Annotated in this window: 13 protein-coding genes; 9 read left to right on the top strand and 4 right to left on the bottom strand. The window is 65.6% G+C overall.

The annotated features are described in order from the left end of the window. Window positions 1-117: 117 nt before the first annotated feature. The 3 genes from AB0N05_RS38600 to AB0N05_RS38610 are packed head-to-tail and all read left to right on the top strand — an operon-like array spanning window position 118 to window position 2,694. Entirely contained in the window at window positions 118-1,152 is a 1,035-nt protein-coding gene (locus tag AB0N05_RS38600; protein ID WP_364704193.1) for a glycosyltransferase, read from the top strand. Continuing rightward, window positions 1,142-2,281 carry a dTDP-4-amino-4,6-dideoxygalactose transaminase gene (rffA, locus tag AB0N05_RS38605; protein WP_364704157.1) on the top strand — a complete coding sequence of 380 codons (1,140 nt, stop codon included), beginning with the start codon at window positions 1,142-1,144 and terminating at the stop codon, window positions 2,279-2,281. Before AB0N05_RS38600 ends, rffA begins: the two co-directional genes overlap by 11 nt. Window positions 2,282-2,307: 26 nt before the next feature. After that, window positions 2,308-2,694 (top strand): zinc-ribbon domain-containing protein, encoded by a 387-nt coding sequence (locus AB0N05_RS38610; protein WP_364704160.1) that lies wholly within the window; start codon window positions 2,308-2,310, stop codon window positions 2,692-2,694. 7 nt (window positions 2,695-2,701) lie between these two features. On the opposite strand, the gene AB0N05_RS38615 is transcribed toward AB0N05_RS38610, so the two are convergent. After that, entirely contained in the window at window positions 2,702-3,418 is a 717-nt protein-coding gene (locus AB0N05_RS38615) for a hypothetical protein (RefSeq protein ID WP_364704163.1), read from the bottom strand. Continuing rightward, window positions 3,415-3,813 carry a hypothetical protein gene (locus AB0N05_RS38620; RefSeq protein ID WP_364704166.1) on the bottom strand — a complete coding sequence of 133 codons (399 nt, stop codon included), beginning with the start codon at window positions 3,811-3,813 and terminating at the stop codon, window positions 3,415-3,417. Before AB0N05_RS38620 ends, AB0N05_RS38615 begins: the two co-directional genes overlap by 4 nt. A gap of 470 nt (window positions 3,814-4,283) precedes the next feature. Between AB0N05_RS38620 and AB0N05_RS38625 the strand changes: the two genes are divergently transcribed. Further along, window positions 4,284-4,748, top strand: a complete 465-nt coding sequence (locus AB0N05_RS38625) for a hypothetical protein (protein WP_364704169.1) — start codon at window positions 4,284-4,286, stop codon at window positions 4,746-4,748. Window positions 4,749-4,889: 141 nt separating this feature from the next. After that, entirely contained in the window at window positions 4,890-5,156 is a 267-nt protein-coding gene (locus AB0N05_RS38630) for a hypothetical protein (protein ID WP_364704172.1), read from the top strand. A gap of 113 nt (window positions 5,157-5,269) precedes the next feature. Here the strand turns inward: AB0N05_RS38630 and AB0N05_RS38635 are convergent, their stop codons facing one another. Both AB0N05_RS38635 and AB0N05_RS38640 read right to left on the bottom strand, forming a co-directional pair. Next, entirely contained in the window at window positions 5,270-5,509 is a 240-nt protein-coding gene (locus tag AB0N05_RS38635) for a hypothetical protein (protein ID WP_364704175.1), read from the bottom strand. A 118-nt stretch (window positions 5,510-5,627) separates the two neighbouring features. Next, window positions 5,628-8,591, bottom strand: coding sequence for an AMP-binding protein (locus AB0N05_RS38640; RefSeq protein WP_364704177.1), 2,964 nt, complete (start codon window positions 8,589-8,591; stop codon window positions 5,628-5,630). Between the two features lie 428 nt (window positions 8,592-9,019). Between AB0N05_RS38640 and AB0N05_RS38645 the strand changes: the two genes are divergently transcribed. The 4 genes from AB0N05_RS38645 to idi are packed head-to-tail and all read left to right on the top strand — an operon-like array spanning window position 9,020 to window position 13,698. Further along, window positions 9,020-10,522 carry a family 2B encapsulin nanocompartment shell protein gene (locus AB0N05_RS38645; RefSeq protein WP_364704180.1) on the top strand — a complete coding sequence of 501 codons (1,503 nt, stop codon included), beginning with the start codon at window positions 9,020-9,022 and terminating at the stop codon, window positions 10,520-10,522. A gap of 12 nt (window positions 10,523-10,534) precedes the next feature. Further along, on the top strand, window positions 10,535-12,214 hold the full coding sequence (locus AB0N05_RS38650; protein ID WP_364704183.1) for a family 2 encapsulin nanocompartment cargo protein terpene cyclase: 1,680 nt from the start codon (window positions 10,535-10,537) through the stop codon (window positions 12,212-12,214). 27 nt (window positions 12,215-12,241) lie between these two features. Then, entirely contained in the window at window positions 12,242-13,114 is an 873-nt protein-coding gene (locus AB0N05_RS38655; protein WP_364704186.1) for a geranyl diphosphate 2-C-methyltransferase, read from the top strand. Further along, on the top strand, window positions 13,111-13,698 hold the full coding sequence (gene idi, locus AB0N05_RS38660; protein ID WP_364704189.1) for an isopentenyl-diphosphate Delta-isomerase: 588 nt from the start codon (window positions 13,111-13,113) through the stop codon (window positions 13,696-13,698). The genes AB0N05_RS38655 and idi overlap by 4 nt, the downstream gene beginning before the upstream one ends. Window positions 13,699-14,310: the final 612 nt, after the last annotated feature.

The following is a 14,310-nucleotide window of genomic DNA, read 5'->3' on the forward strand; positions in this document are numbered from 1 at the left end:
AGCGCCGGCACGCACCGTCCTCGAAAGTCGATTGAGCTGATGCCGATTCCGTCCACACGTACGTCACGGTCCGCGACCGCGCCGAGCGTCACCCCCGGTCCCTCGGGCCGCGCGCGAGTGCACGCCGTGTCCGTCGTCGTCCCCGTGTATCGCGGTGAGGAGACCATTGCCGGGCTCGTCGCCGAACTGGACAAGCTGAGCGGTCCGGTCACCACGCCCGGCGGCACCGCGTTCGTGGTGCACGAGATCATCCTGGTGCACGATCACGGGCCGGATCGGTCCGATGTGGTGTTGCAGGAGCTGGAAGAGACCTATCCGCAGGTGCGGGTGGTCTGGATGAGCCGCAATTTCGGGCAGGACGCGGCGACCATCGCGGGCATGGCGGCCGCGGAAGGCGACTGGACCGTCACCATGGACGAGGACGGGCAGCATGACCCGGGCTTCATCGGTGATTTCCTGGACGCGGCGCTGAACGAGCGCGCCGATCTCGTGTACTCCAAACCGGTCAATACCCGGCCGCACGGGTTCCTGCGCAATATCACCTCACGCGGCGCGAAGATCGTGCTGGCGACGGTGTTCGCGTTCCCCGATTCCACCCGGTTCGAGAGCTATCGGCTGATTCGCGGCGATATCGCGCGGCAGCTGGCGCAGGTCGCGTCCAATGGCGTGTATCTGGATGTGGCGCTCACCTGGGTGGTGAGCGATGTGGCGCAGGTGCCGGTGCAGTTGCGCGCCGAGGGACGCGAGGAGTCGGGGTACAACTACCGGCGGTTGTTCTCGCTGTTCTGGAAGATGGTGCTGTGCAGCGGAACTCGCGGTTTACGCCTGGTGAGCATGCTCGGGCTGACGCTGGCGCTGGCCGGTGGCGGGATGGCGGCGTGGGTGGTTTATCACGCGCTCACCAATAGCGGCACCGATCCCGAGGGCTGGGCCTCGCTCATGACGGTGCTGCTGCTGTGTTCGGGCGCGGTGCTGTTCTCGCTGGGCTTGATCGCCGAATACCTTGGGGTGGCATTGCATGTGCTGGTCGGCAAACCGCTGTACCTGACCGTGGATTCGCCGACCCCGCGCCCGTACCAGGCTCGTGAGCACCGTTCGGACAGTCAGTTCAGTAATGCAGCGACGAGGGGGATCGACCCGAGTGAGCACTGATCGCATCATCTTCAGCCGCCCGTTCCGCGCCGCGCGCGAGCTGCCGAATGTGGAGGCCGTGCTGTCCTCCGATCACAGCCACGGCGACGGTCCGTTCACCGCGGCCGCCACCGCCAAGCTGCGGGAGATCACCGAAGCGCCGCACGCGCTGCTCACCACCTCGTGCACCTCCGCTCTCGAAATGGCCGGGCTGCTACTGGAACTCGGCCCCGACGACGAGGTGATCGTCCCCAGCTTCGCCTTCACCTCCACCGCGACGGCCATGGCATTGCGCGGCGCGACAGTCGTTTTCGCCGATATCGACCTGGCTACCGGCAATATCGACCCCGAATCGGTGGCCGCCTGCATCAGCCCCCGCACCAAAGCCATCATGATCATCCATTACGGCGGCGTGGGCGCGGATATGGAACGCCTGCAACAACTTGCGGACACTCACGCCCTCGCCTTGATCGAGGACAATGCCCACGGCCTCGGCGGCCGCTGGCGTGGCCGCCCCCTGGGCACCATCGGCAGCATCGGCGCGCTCAGCTTCCACGACACCAAGAACGTGCACTGCGGTGAGGGCGGCGCGGTCCTGCTGACCGACGAAATCCTCATGGCCCGAGCCGAAATCATTCGTGAGAAGGGCACCGACCGTGCCCGCTTCCTGCGCGGCGCGGTCGACAAATACTCCTGGCAGGACATCGGCTCCAGCTACCTCCCCAGCGAACTCAACGCGGCCGTCCTCGACGCCCAGCTGGCCGAGTTCGACACCATCCAAACCAACCGTCACCGCGTGTGGGATACCTACGCCGCCGGACTACCGGAGTGGGCCGCCCGCAACGACGTCCAGCTCATGACGGTCCCCGAAGACCGCGACCACACCGCCCACCTCTACTACCTCCGCGTCCCCACCGAACACCGCCGAGACGCCCTCATCTCCCACCTGTCCCAACTAGGCATAGTGGCCCCCTTCCACTACGTCCCCCTGGACTCCTCCCCCGCCGGTCTCAAACTCGGCCGCACCCCGGTCCCCTGCGCCCGCAGCGCGAAATTCTCCGAAACCCTTGTCCGCCTCCCCCTCTGGCCGGGCCTCACCGAACAGCAACTCACCCGCGTAATCGACGGCGTCACCTCCTTCACCGTCTGACCTACCCGTCGCGTCCAAGATCTGAAGTGGGCGCGACGAGCGATCACCCGAAACCCGTCGGTATATGCTCCGGCTATCTTGTTGCGGGTCTGGGGGTTTCGGTGCTCATCTTCGGTTTTCGGCGGCAGCTGTTCACGCTGGCCACGCTCACGGTGTATTGCGGCTCATGTCGGCATACCAGCCCGCATGCGCTTCGCAAGTTCGTCACGAAGTTCACGCTGTTCTTCGTGCCGCTCTTTCCGATGAACACCGAGCAGTATCTGGAGTGCCCGGTGTGTGGAGTGCGGTCGCCCGTTCCCCCTGGCGATATTCCGAAACTGGTGGCGCAGGCCAACAACATCCACGTCGCACCGGGTGAGCTGATTCGCACTCAGCCGCGGTTCGCGGGAGCAGCTTGGCCCGATCTGCCGTAGGGCACTGTCAGCTGTTGGCCGGGGTCAGCAGGTCTGGTTTGAGGGGGGCCTCGTCTTGCCAGTGGAGGTAGAGGCTGAGGATGCCCGCTACGGCGAAGAGGAGGGCGGAGGCGGTGGAGGCTTCCCAGGGGAGGTGGTGGGCCAGGGTGACGAGGGGGCCGGTCACGGGGATGTTGTCGGCTATGCGGCGGGCGGCTCCGATGGCCCAGAGCAGCGAGGAGGCCGCCAGGACCAACAGGGTCAGGCGGCCGGAGCGGGGGACTTCGCGTTCGGCGATGGCGGGGAGGGTTGCGGCGAAGAGGAACAGGCCCGCGAATCCGGTTATGCAGGCGGTGATTACGAGGAGGAAGCGGCCTTGGGCGTGGCCTTCGTAGTGGATGCTGGCGCAGATGTAGGCGCCGATGAAGCCGCCGCAGACTATGGCGGCCGTGTGGGTGAGCCAGAGGATCTTGGTGTAGGACAGGGCGCGGGCGGCCAGGTAGACCATGGCGACGGATGCGGTGATGGCGAAGATGTAGGACACGATGTCCATCCAGGTCACACCGGGGGCATTGCGTTCCCAGTCCGAGTTCTTGGTCAGGGTGGTGACCATGAGTCCGGCGAATGCCACCAGGGCGATGGTGGTGGCGCGGGTGGTGGGTTCCCGCCAGCGGGGTAGGCGTGCGACGGCGACGGCCGCGCAGAGCACACCGGTGACGATGTGCAGCAGGGTCAGAGCCGTCATGACAGCAGCCTCCTTGCGGTTTTCGTGTGTCGGCGAGGCGAGGTGGGCTCCGGTCCGGGTGCGGGCTGTTCGGTTTCGAGGAGGCGGCGGGAGAGTTCCTCGACCAGCTGGCCGTTGGTGGCCGAGCGCAGGGCGTCGTTGACGGCCGGTCGATCGCCGACGATGGGCAGCCGGAAGGCTTCGGCGGGTGCGAGCCCGGCCTGGATCAATCCCTCGACCGGGTTGACGGCGAACGCGAGGCAGAAATCGATAACCGTCTGTGCGACAGGAGGTTTGGAGGTATCGAACAGGTGCCTATTGACTTTGCTCGGGTTCACATCCATGTGCTGAGCAATAGCCAGTTCACTCCTCCCCTCGGAGATCTGCTTCAGCCAGTCCTGAAATCCGCCGGGCATGGAGGCATCATACTCCCGCCTTAAAACATGTCCAGACTGCACTTTCTTTGGATCACCGCACTGAGTGCCGAGAATCCAGTACCGCACATCTGCGGCACTCGATTTGCATAAATGCGGTAACTGATGCTTTGCTTTCCAATTGTCAGCCCTTCCACTGTCGAAGAATCGCGCTAGTTCACTAGCCAAAATGGCTGCTAGTTGTATGGCTTGCATTTTGCCTAGTGAGGTAGCGTAATATTGTGATCGCGGAACAACCGACAAAGTGGGTGATCAAACAGCTCAAGTCACACGGCTGGACCCTCGCTCGCGCTGGTGAAGGACACCACGCCTGGTACACCTGCGCCCAGAGCAAGCACGGGGCCAGCGTTCCGACCGGGCATCGGTACGCATCGCCGGGTGTCATGCGCAAGATCAACCAGGCGGTAGCGGGTTGCGATTGCTCGGCGGCGGACTAGGAAGAGGTGGAGAAGATGGCGAAGGCAACCACATACGACGTGCTGGTGGACCGTGTCGGCCGATGGTGGGAGCTCACCATTCCCGAGGTCGCCGGAGCCGACGGCCCCGCCGGGCAGACCAAGCATCTGGTCGATGTCGAGTTCGAGGCCCGCGCACTCGTCGCCATGATCCTCGACGTCCCGATGTCCCACGTCGAAGTCAAGATCACAGTGCGCGACACCGAGCAGGCCGAGGATCTACAGCCCCGCGTGGACACCGTCCTGGAGCTCCGCGCGCGACTGGATGACCTTGTGGCCACCCTGGATTCGAGCCAGCGCGCACTCGTCCGCGATCTGCGCGCCTCCGGAATCCCCGATGTGGACGCCGCATTCCTGCTCGACGTATCCCGCCAGCGCATCGGCCAACTCGCCGAGCCCCCCAAACCGGCTGTGAAGACGGAGAAGTCTCCGACCCGGGAATCCCGCGCAGTGCGCGGCTGACCGCTTCCAGCCCCGCCCGGATCCGAGGGGTGATCCGGGCCCCAAACCATATCGACAAGGATAGAACCCGGCGCGGACACCGTCGGTGCGGTCGCTCTGCGCTGCGCACCGTCGCGCGCCGGGGTGAGAGGGAGGGAAGATATGACAGGCATGAAAAATGGGTCCGAGCGAAATCTCAGCCCGGAAGTCGAGCAGGCCCTCGGCGATCTGGCCAAGCGCCACAACGAGATTCTCGACAAATTGGCCGAGCAACCGGCTCCCGCCGACGACGACCCGATCGCGGAGCTGAACCGGCGTTTGGACCTTCAGGTGGTCTTCACCGAGACGATGGTCTCCGTCGCCAAGGCGCTGACCCAGGCCATCCATGCCCTGGACGATCGCGTCCGCACGCTGGAAGCGCAGAAGTAGTCCCTCCCGCATGGAAATGGCCCCCGGCACTGTGTGCCGGGGGCCATTTCCGTTCGAGCAGTTCAGTGTTCAGCCGATGCTGCCCATTCGGCGAAGACCGTTCAGCTGAGTGATCAGCGGAAGATGGTCATGTACCAGAGGCCGTCGTTGCCCTGGTCGCAGGTGTACTTCCAGCCGTCCTCGCCGCGCAGCTCGACGCCGCCGGCGGTGAAGGAGCCGCCGGAGCCGTCGGCGTCGCAGGCCGCCGCGGTGGCGTAGTTGCCTTCGACCGTCAGGGTTTCGGCGTGCGCGGCGCCCGTGGCCACCGCGACCGCACCCAGTGCGATGGCGGTGGTGGCGAGAGCCTTCTTCATGATGGACATTGTGTTCGTCTCCCTCTGGAATGCGCCCCTCGGCGATTCACTGAGAGAATTTAATCACCCGGATCATTACCGTTTCATGAACGGGGTCCAAAGTCCGAAAACTGCACGCTCAGACGAAGAGTCGTTGGGCCAGCTCCGCGGTGAGGATTTCGTACACCTCGGATTCCCGGTTGTACCACCAGGTTCGGTCGCCCGGCTCGGGGCGACCGGCGGCTTGGACGGCGCGGGTGGAGGGGCGGAAGGTGGAGCTGCGGGGAATATCGTCCACCACGTAGACGAGATCGGGCCGCTGGTCGGGTGCGAGGTCACGCAGCGCCTCGGTGACGTCCTTGGGCTCGAGGCGCAGGCCCTCACGAATGCTGACGGCCGCCACCGCGAGGGTGCGCTCACCGACCGGCAGGCCGTAGGCGGCTTCCATATCCACGGCCGTGATGTCATTGAGGACGTCCACGATGGGCTGGGTGTAGACCGGCCCGCGCGGAGTGTGAATCACGGTGTCGCGCCGGTCCATCAGCCAGTAGTCGCCATCGCTGTCGCGGCGGAAGAGGTTCTCGGTGGGCATCCAGGCATCACCGGGGGCGAAGACGCCGCGCAGGCCACCGGCGGAGATGTCGACGGTGTCGGAGGCGGTGCCGATCAGCAGCCCCACCTCATTGTCGACGCAGCGCCGCGCGAAACCCGAGTCCTCGGTGAGGATTTCATCGGTGGTCGAGTCGAAGGCGATGAGCTCGACCTTCGCGGTGCCGGGGACGGGACGGCCCTTGCTGCCGATCTTCGCGCCGGAGACATTGGCCAGCACCACATCTCCCTCGATGGAGGCGTAGAACTCGAGGACGCTGGCGGGCGCGAAACGCTCCTGCGTGCGCCGCCACAGGCCCGCGGGCATACCGGAGCCGAGGAACAGGCGAATGGGATGCGGATGCCCGTTCGGGAAGGTGTCGGCGTCGAGGATGTCGCGCAGCATGGTCCAGGTGTAGGTGACCACGGTGACGCCGTAGCGGTGGACTTCCTCGGCGAACCGTTCCGGATCCAGCGAGCGCGCCAGCGCGATCCGGCTGCCGCCCGCCACCGCGCCGCCCAGGCTCACCAGCAGCCCGGACGAATGGTGCAGCGGCGCAAGGCAGTACACGGTGTCGCGACGGCCCAGGTCGGCCGCGGACGCGGTACCGAACGCGGACAGCGCCCAGCGATGGTTGGTCACGTACTTGATGTCGAAGCGATCCCCGGTGCCGGTGACGAGGATGAATGCCAGTTCCCGCGCCAGGCCCGGATTGGGCTGATACCAGGCGGGCAGGCTGACCTCGGACGGGTCGATCTGCTCGAGATCGGTGACATCGCAACCGGCCGGAATGTTCAAGCCGCCGGGGTCCGCTCCGCCCACCCGCGCTCCACCGCCCAGCACCAGCACACGGGTGCCGGTGGCGGCCGCGGCACGGCAGTTCTCCGGATCGGCGATCAGCAGTTTCGTACCGGTCAGCTCGACCACATTGCCCAGTTCACTACCCGGCGCGAGCAGCACCGCGACCGCGCCGAGACGCGACAGCGCGGCAATCGCCACCATGGCGCTGGGCCGGGTCTCCATCACCACGCCGACCCGGCTGGCCGGTCGCACGCCCACCGAGATGAGCCCGCGCACCACGTTATTGATGCGATCATCGACGGCCTGATGCGTGTGCACCCGATCGTCGAACAGGAAGGCCTCCCGCAGCGGCCCGCGCCGAGCCTGCTCGGACAGCAAGCGGCCCAGCGAGATTCGGGTGTGCGGCTGGATCATGCCGAGCCGGGTGAGCCGGGGCAGCGCCCGCGCCGCCTCGCCGGAGAGTTCCACGGTGCCGCGCAGCGTCTGCCCGGCCACACCTTCGATGGTCTTGCCGAGACCGGCACCGGCTTCGGCGAGACTGCCGACGGCGTGCACGGCGCGGGTGAGGGCGGTGCTCGGGCGCTTCTTGGCCACGTGCTCGGTCATGCGCTCGATCTGCGCGGGCAGTTCGCCGCGTCCGGCCAGCCAGTTCACCCAGTCGCGCACCAGCGGCCAGGTCTGCTTGGTGGCGGTGGAGCCGGAGACGAGGCCGAAATGCCCTGCCACCAAGCTGGCTTCGTACACATCGGAATTCGGTGCGGCGCGCACGATGCCGCGGACGGCGGCGGGCTGGCCGATATCGTCGACCTCGCCGACGAAAGCCAGGATGGGGCAGCGGATCTCGGCCAGTGAAATCGGATGGTCGCGGATGACGAAGCCGCCCAGCATCATTCGATTGTGCTTGACGAACTGCTGCAGCAGGTCGGTGAGCGCGGGGCCGGGGTAGCCGATGAAGCCGTCGGCCTCCAGGAAGCGGCGCTGGCGCTCACGCGGCAGCAGCGCCTCGCGGTCGTGCAGCTGGCGCAGGAAGTCCAGGCGCGATTTGGCGGTCTTGATCGGGTCCAGGGCCTGAAAGCCCAGGCGCACCATGGAATCGGTGATGGGCAGCCGGTTCAGCACATGGTCGGTGAGGAAGTCGGCGGCCTCGGAGACCAGCCCGTGCGGCAGCCCGAACGGCATGCCCGCCACGGCGTCCACGGGACTGCCGAAGGTGACGATGGATTCGACGCCCTTGCCGTAGCGGTAGGCGGCGGTCTGGTAGGCGAACATGCCGCCCTGCGAGTAGCCCATCAGGTGCACCGCGCGGCCGGTCACCTCATTGACCGAGTCGATGGCGCTGTCCACGGCCAGCACATGGTCGGCGAGGTCGCGGTCCCAGCCGCCTTCCTCGGTGGCGGGTGAGCCGAAATCGACTACCCAGCAGTCGATTCCGGCCTCGTGCAGAATGCCGACCGCCCCATCGGCGGCATTCACGTCCCAGATCTCGGCGGTCACCATGATCGGCGGCACCAGCAATACAACCGGTCGGTCCGTTGCCACATCGTCGGGAAAGTAATGCCGCAGCCGGTACATCCGCTTGCGCTCATGCACCTCGTACGGCGACGACTCGAACTCGTGAACCAGTCCCCCGAACCGGATCACTTCGAGCCCGTTCTGGGCGGTCGCCACCAGGCGCTGCATCGGCCCCACAACGGACTTCGTATTGAATTTCACGGCTCTGCTCCCAGACATATCTTGCTCATGACCTGCGCTACCCGCCCCAACGCGGTCAGTCGAGCTTGCCATAGCCTCAGCCTATCCCGTGGGCTCTGTGAGCAGCGCAACGGACTGCGCCGCCTCTCGAAGGAGTTACCCGGACCTCACGAAATCAGTCGTTGCGTTCGCGAGAAGACGAAAGACCGACCGGTCCTATGTAAACCTGCGAAGCTCCGCGATCACCGTGCGTTCGCCCGGTCAGCGAATGGATGAGGCGTCCGCGCACGGACCTCGGACGACCGGTATGCAATGCGGCGAATCCCGACACTCCGAACGGTAGCAACGCGCCAGTCATCATCTTCATGCGTTTCGCTGCGACCCGCCGACGACGGCATCTACCATTTGTCTCGCTGGAAACGCACTGTCGCGCTTGTCTTTTCACTCACATGACTACTCCTGCAGGCCCCGATACCGGCCTGCTGTATCGCCGTGGATTCATCACCCGCCAATCCGCGGCGGCCCTTCAAGGTGAGGACCGCAGCATGACCATCGATATGCCCATCCAGACCGAAAACGGTGTTCGCAAATCCCTCAGCACTTCCGCCGCCCACCAGCTGGCGCACACCACCAAATCCGAACCCCAGATGCAGGGCATCAGCTCCCGCTGGCTGACCCGATCGTTGCCGTGGACCCAGGTGAAGGGCGGTATCTACCGGGTCAATCGACGGCTCACGCACACCGTCGGCAATGGCGAGGTGGAATTCATCATCAATGGCCCGAACGCCCGGGTCATCCCGCTCGAACTGCAAGAACTCCCCCAGCTGCGCGGATTCGACGATGAAGAGGTGCTCACGTCCGTCGCCCAGCGCTTCGAACAGCGGGACCTGCCGCCCGGCACGGTGGTCGCCGAATTCGGCAATGCCATGGATCAGGTCATGCTGATCGTGCACGGCAAGCTGTCCAAGCTCGGCACCGGCGAATACGGCGAGACCACAAAGCTCGGCATGCTGGCCGGCGGCGATTTCTTCGGCGATGAAATGCTCACCGATGACGCCGCGATCTGGCCGGTCACCGTCAAGACGGTCACGCCCACCACCATGCTGGTGCTGACCCGGCCGACCTTCCAGCAACTGGCCGAGAACCTCCCCTCGCTGCAAGCGCATCTGGCGGAACTGGTTTCGGCTCCCGCCACGGCGCAGAACAAATTCGGCGAGTCCGAGATCGTCATCTCCTCGGGTCATTCCGGTGAGCCAATGCTCGACGGCACCTACGTCGACTACGACGATCGGCCGCGCGAATACGAATTGAGCCTGGGGCAGAGCGTATTGCGGGTGCACACCCGCGTCGCGGATCTGTTCAACGATCCGATGGATCAGATCGAACAGCAGTTGCGCCTGACCATCGAAGCCCTGTATGAGCGGCGCGAATACGATCTGGTCAATAATCCGGACTTCGGCCTGCTCCACAATTGCGATCTCAAGCAGCGCATCTACACCGAGTCCGGAGCGCCGACCCCGGACGATATGGACGAGCTGCTCAGCATGCGGCGCAGCACCAAACTGTTCCTGGCGCATCCCAAGGCGATCGCCGCGTTCTACCGCGAATGCAATAAGCGCGGCATCTACCCGGACCCGGTGGAGATCGACGGCCACCGCGTGCCCGCTTGGCGCGGGGTGCCGCTGTATCCATGCGGCAAGATTCCGGTCAGCGACACCCAGACCACTTCGATTCTCGCCATGCGCACCGGCGAGAAGGATCAGGGTGTGATCGGCTTGCACCAGACCGGGATTCCGGACGAGTACGAGCCCAGCCTGAATGTGCGATTCAAGGGCATCGACGATCAGTCGATCATCTCCTACCTGGTGAGCTGCTACTACTCCGCCGCTGTCCTGGTCCCCGACGCGCTCGGCATTCTCGACAATGTGCTGGTCGCCCGGCAATCCGACTGATCGGAGACAGCCATGTCGGTGCTGTCCCGCGCCGCCGCGCCGCCCGCCACCCACGAGGTGGCGGCGGCCGTCGCCGCACTTTTGGAAAACCTCGACGCCAATGCGCCACACACCCTGCCGTTCTCGAATCAGCCTGGTGTGCTGGATGATTCACGACTCGACGAATCCGATGCCGCCGAGGTGCATGTCTCGGCCAAGCGGTTACTCGGACCGGTAGGGCTCGGATCGGCCAGCATTCTGGTGGACCTGCCGGACGTGCTCGCCGAATCGGCCGCACCGCCTCGGCCCGCGCCGCGCTCCAATGGTGTGGGACGACCCCCGCCACCGTTGCGGCCGCAGGGAGCGGAGCAGGCGGGCACCACCGGGCCGCCGGTGTCGGAGCCAGCGGTGGATCCGGAATCCGGTGCGGCGCCGCCGCTTACGAATGGAGCCGCCGGTTCGGAGGTGATTCCGGGGGTGCGGCGGATTCCGAATGGACCTGCCGGACTCGGGTCGGCCTCAGCGTTGCAGCGGATTCCGCTCGGGCCGACGGGGCTCGAGTCTTCCTCGCAAACGCAGCGGAATCCGCTCGCGCCGACGGAGCCTGGGTCTTCTTCGCCAGCGCAGCGGATTCCACCGGGGTCGGGCGCGGTCGGCTCAGCCTCGGCAACCCGGCAGATTCCGCATGCCGGATTCGGGCGACCATCGGCACCGCGGAAGCGGGCCGCCGGGTCTGCGATTCCACCGCTGTACTGTCCGCCGCCCCAGCGGGACGATCCGGTGCTGGCGGAGGCGGTGAACACCGGAATCATCGCGTGGGCCAAGGAGATCGGGCTTTATGAGGGTCGACTCGACGAGCTTCACAAGGCCAACTTCGGGCGCTTGATCATGCTGGCACATCCCAACTGCGATGACGCGGACCGGCTGCTCGCGGCGGCCAAGTGCGCGGTGTCGGAGTGGTCGGTGGACGACTACTACTGCGAGGAGGACGCCAGCGATATCGCACCGGACGGGAGTCATTCCAGCGCGGAGGCGGAGCTGGGGCCGAGGCTCGAATTATGCGCTGCGGCAATGGATCCGGTGCACCTGCCCGCGCGGTATCAGGCGCAGGTAGAGAAGGCCATGCGGAGCGATCCGATTCTGCGGGCCTTTCGCACCTCGTTCGAGCATTTGGCCAAGTACGCCTCGCCCGCTCAGCTGGCCCGGCTGCGCACCGAGATCGCGGGCTGGTTCATCGCTCTCGGCGCGGAGGCCGGATGGCGGGGTGCGGGGCGCATGCCGCCGGTGTGGGAGTACCTGCTGAACCGGCAGCCGCACAGTTTCCTGCCCTGTATGGCTCCCATCGACGCCGTCGACGGATATGAGCTGTCGGCCGCCGAATACACCGATCCGCGCATGCGCCGAGTCACCACCACCGCCGCCCTGGCCGCCCAGATGGTGAACGACCTGTACTCCATGGCACGCGAAGACCTTTCCAACGGAAGGGAATTCAACCTGCCCACGGTGCTGGCCGCGGAGGAGAAGTGCTCACGACGGGAAGCCGTGCAGCGCACCGCGGAGGTGCATGACGAACTCATGCACCGGTTCGAGGCCGAGGCGGGTGCGCTGGCCGCGACCGGCTCCCCCGAACTGCGTCGCTTCCTCGGCGGGCTATGGGCCTGGATGGGCGGAAATCGCGCCTGGCATGCCGACAGCCGCCGCTACAACGACTGACATCAGCCAACGAGAGGAAGATCTGCCATGACCGCTCTCCACCCCGCAGCCGATGGCGTTCTGAAGACCGACTACCAGAAGTCGGTGGCCGCATACTGGAACAACAACCCCAACGATGACCGGGTCAACACCAAACTCGGTGAGGTGGACGGGCTCTACCACCACCATTACGGCATCGGCGAACCGGATCTGTCCGTTCTCGAAGGCCCCGAGGAGACCCAGCAGGAACGGATCATCGCGGAACTGCACCGGCTCGAAACCGCCCAGGCCGACCTCATGCTCGATCAACTCGGCGATGTCCGCCCGGGCGATCGGCTGATGGACGGCGGTTCGGGGCGCGGCGGCACCAGCTTCATGGCCAATCAGCGCTTCGGTTGCAGCGTGGACGGCGTCACCATCTCCGAATATCAGGTCGGCTTCGCCAATGAGCAGGCCAAGGACCGCGGCGTCGACGAGAAGGTGAAGTTCCATTTCAAGAACATGCTGGAGACCGGGTTCGAGACCGGCTCGCGACGCGGCATCTGGACCAATGAAACCACCATGTACGTGGACCTTTTCGACCTGTTCGCGGAATTCTCGCGACTGCTGGAGCCGGGCGGGCGCTACGTCTGCATCACGGGTTGCTCCAATGACGTATTCGGTGCGCGCTCGGCCTCGGTGAGCTGGATCGATGCCCACTACGGCTGCAATATCCATCCGCGCAGCGAGTACTTCAAGGCCCTGGCGGCCAATAACCTGGTCCCGGTGGCGGTCACCGACCTCACCCCGGCAACCATCCCGTACTGGGAGCTGCGCACCCACTCCGAGCTTGCGACCGGTGTGGAAAAACCCTTCCTGACCTCGTACAAGGAGGGCAGCTTCCAGTACCTCATGATCGCCGCCGATAAGGTGGGCAGGTGACCGGCACTCTCGACGCTTCCGACGCCACCCCGGCGGTCGACCGCGAAACCCTGCTCGTCGAGCTCGTGGACGAGCGGGGGCGCGCGTCCGGCTCCCTCCCGGTGGCGGCGGCCCACACCGCGCCCGGACAGTTGCACCGCGCGTTCTCGGTGCTGCTGTTCGACGCGGACGGTCTCGTCCTCCTTCAGCAGCGAGCGGCAGTGAAAACCCGCTTTCCGCTGCTGTGGACCAACACCTGCTGTGGTCACCCGGCGCCGGGGCAGTCCGTCGCCGAGGCGGCCGGTATTCGGCTGACTGAAGAGCTCGGCATCTCCGCCGAACTCACTGAGATCGGGACGTTCACGTATCAGGCCGCCGATCCGGCGACGGGGCGGGTCGAGTACGAGTTCGATCATGTGCTCATCGGGCACCTTGTCGGGGTCGCACCCCAGCCCGACCCCGACGAAGTAGCCGACATCGACTGGGTCGACCCCGAGACGTTGGCGGAAAAGGTCGCCGCCGAACCTGCCCGCTACACCCCGTGGCTCGGCGGGGTCCTGACAGCCGTCGCCCAACGCAAGTCGAACGGTGTGACCTCGGGGTGAGGTGAACCCTCGCCCGGCTCGGCCTTCGGCCATCGCTTTCACTAACCGCACCGGTCAGAAACACCACTCGGGAAGCTCGTGCCCAAAGCGCACGGCAATACGGATATTGCGTGGTTGCGTCGCCTGCCGTACCCGGCTTTAGCTCCCCCATTGGGTGCCGTCGCCTCTCGTTCCAGCCTGGCTGGAAGGTTGTGGTCCCGTTCCGGGACCAAACCCCAAAGAGCAAGAGATAAAGAGCAAAAGACAAGGGCGCCTGGACGAGAAAGAGATGAAAAGACTCGAGACACCCCAACCGAGGGCCCTGGGGTCGGGTATCGGCGTGTCGCAGCGTGTCGGCCCGGCCTGTTCATCGAGGGGGGACATGAGCCGGGGTTTTGTCCGTTTACCCCAGTCTAATGTCCCTCCTGAACGTGTTCTACTCCTGAGATGCGCAGCGGCGGGTGCCATCTCGGGCATTTCGGGCTGCTCGTTGGGGTTTGTTCTTGTTTATCTCTTCTTGTCCAGGCGCCCTTGTCTTTTGATGCTCCTATAGATGTCAAGCGGCTGGATAGATGTGGTGGTTGGGTGCGGCCGGTGGGTCGGTCAGGGCGTGGTAGGCCTCTCGGGCGATGA

The organism is Nocardia sp. NPDC051030 (assembly GCF_040683015.1).
In the GTDB taxonomy this organism is placed as follows: Bacteria; Actinomycetota; Actinomycetes; order Mycobacteriales; family Mycobacteriaceae; genus Nocardia.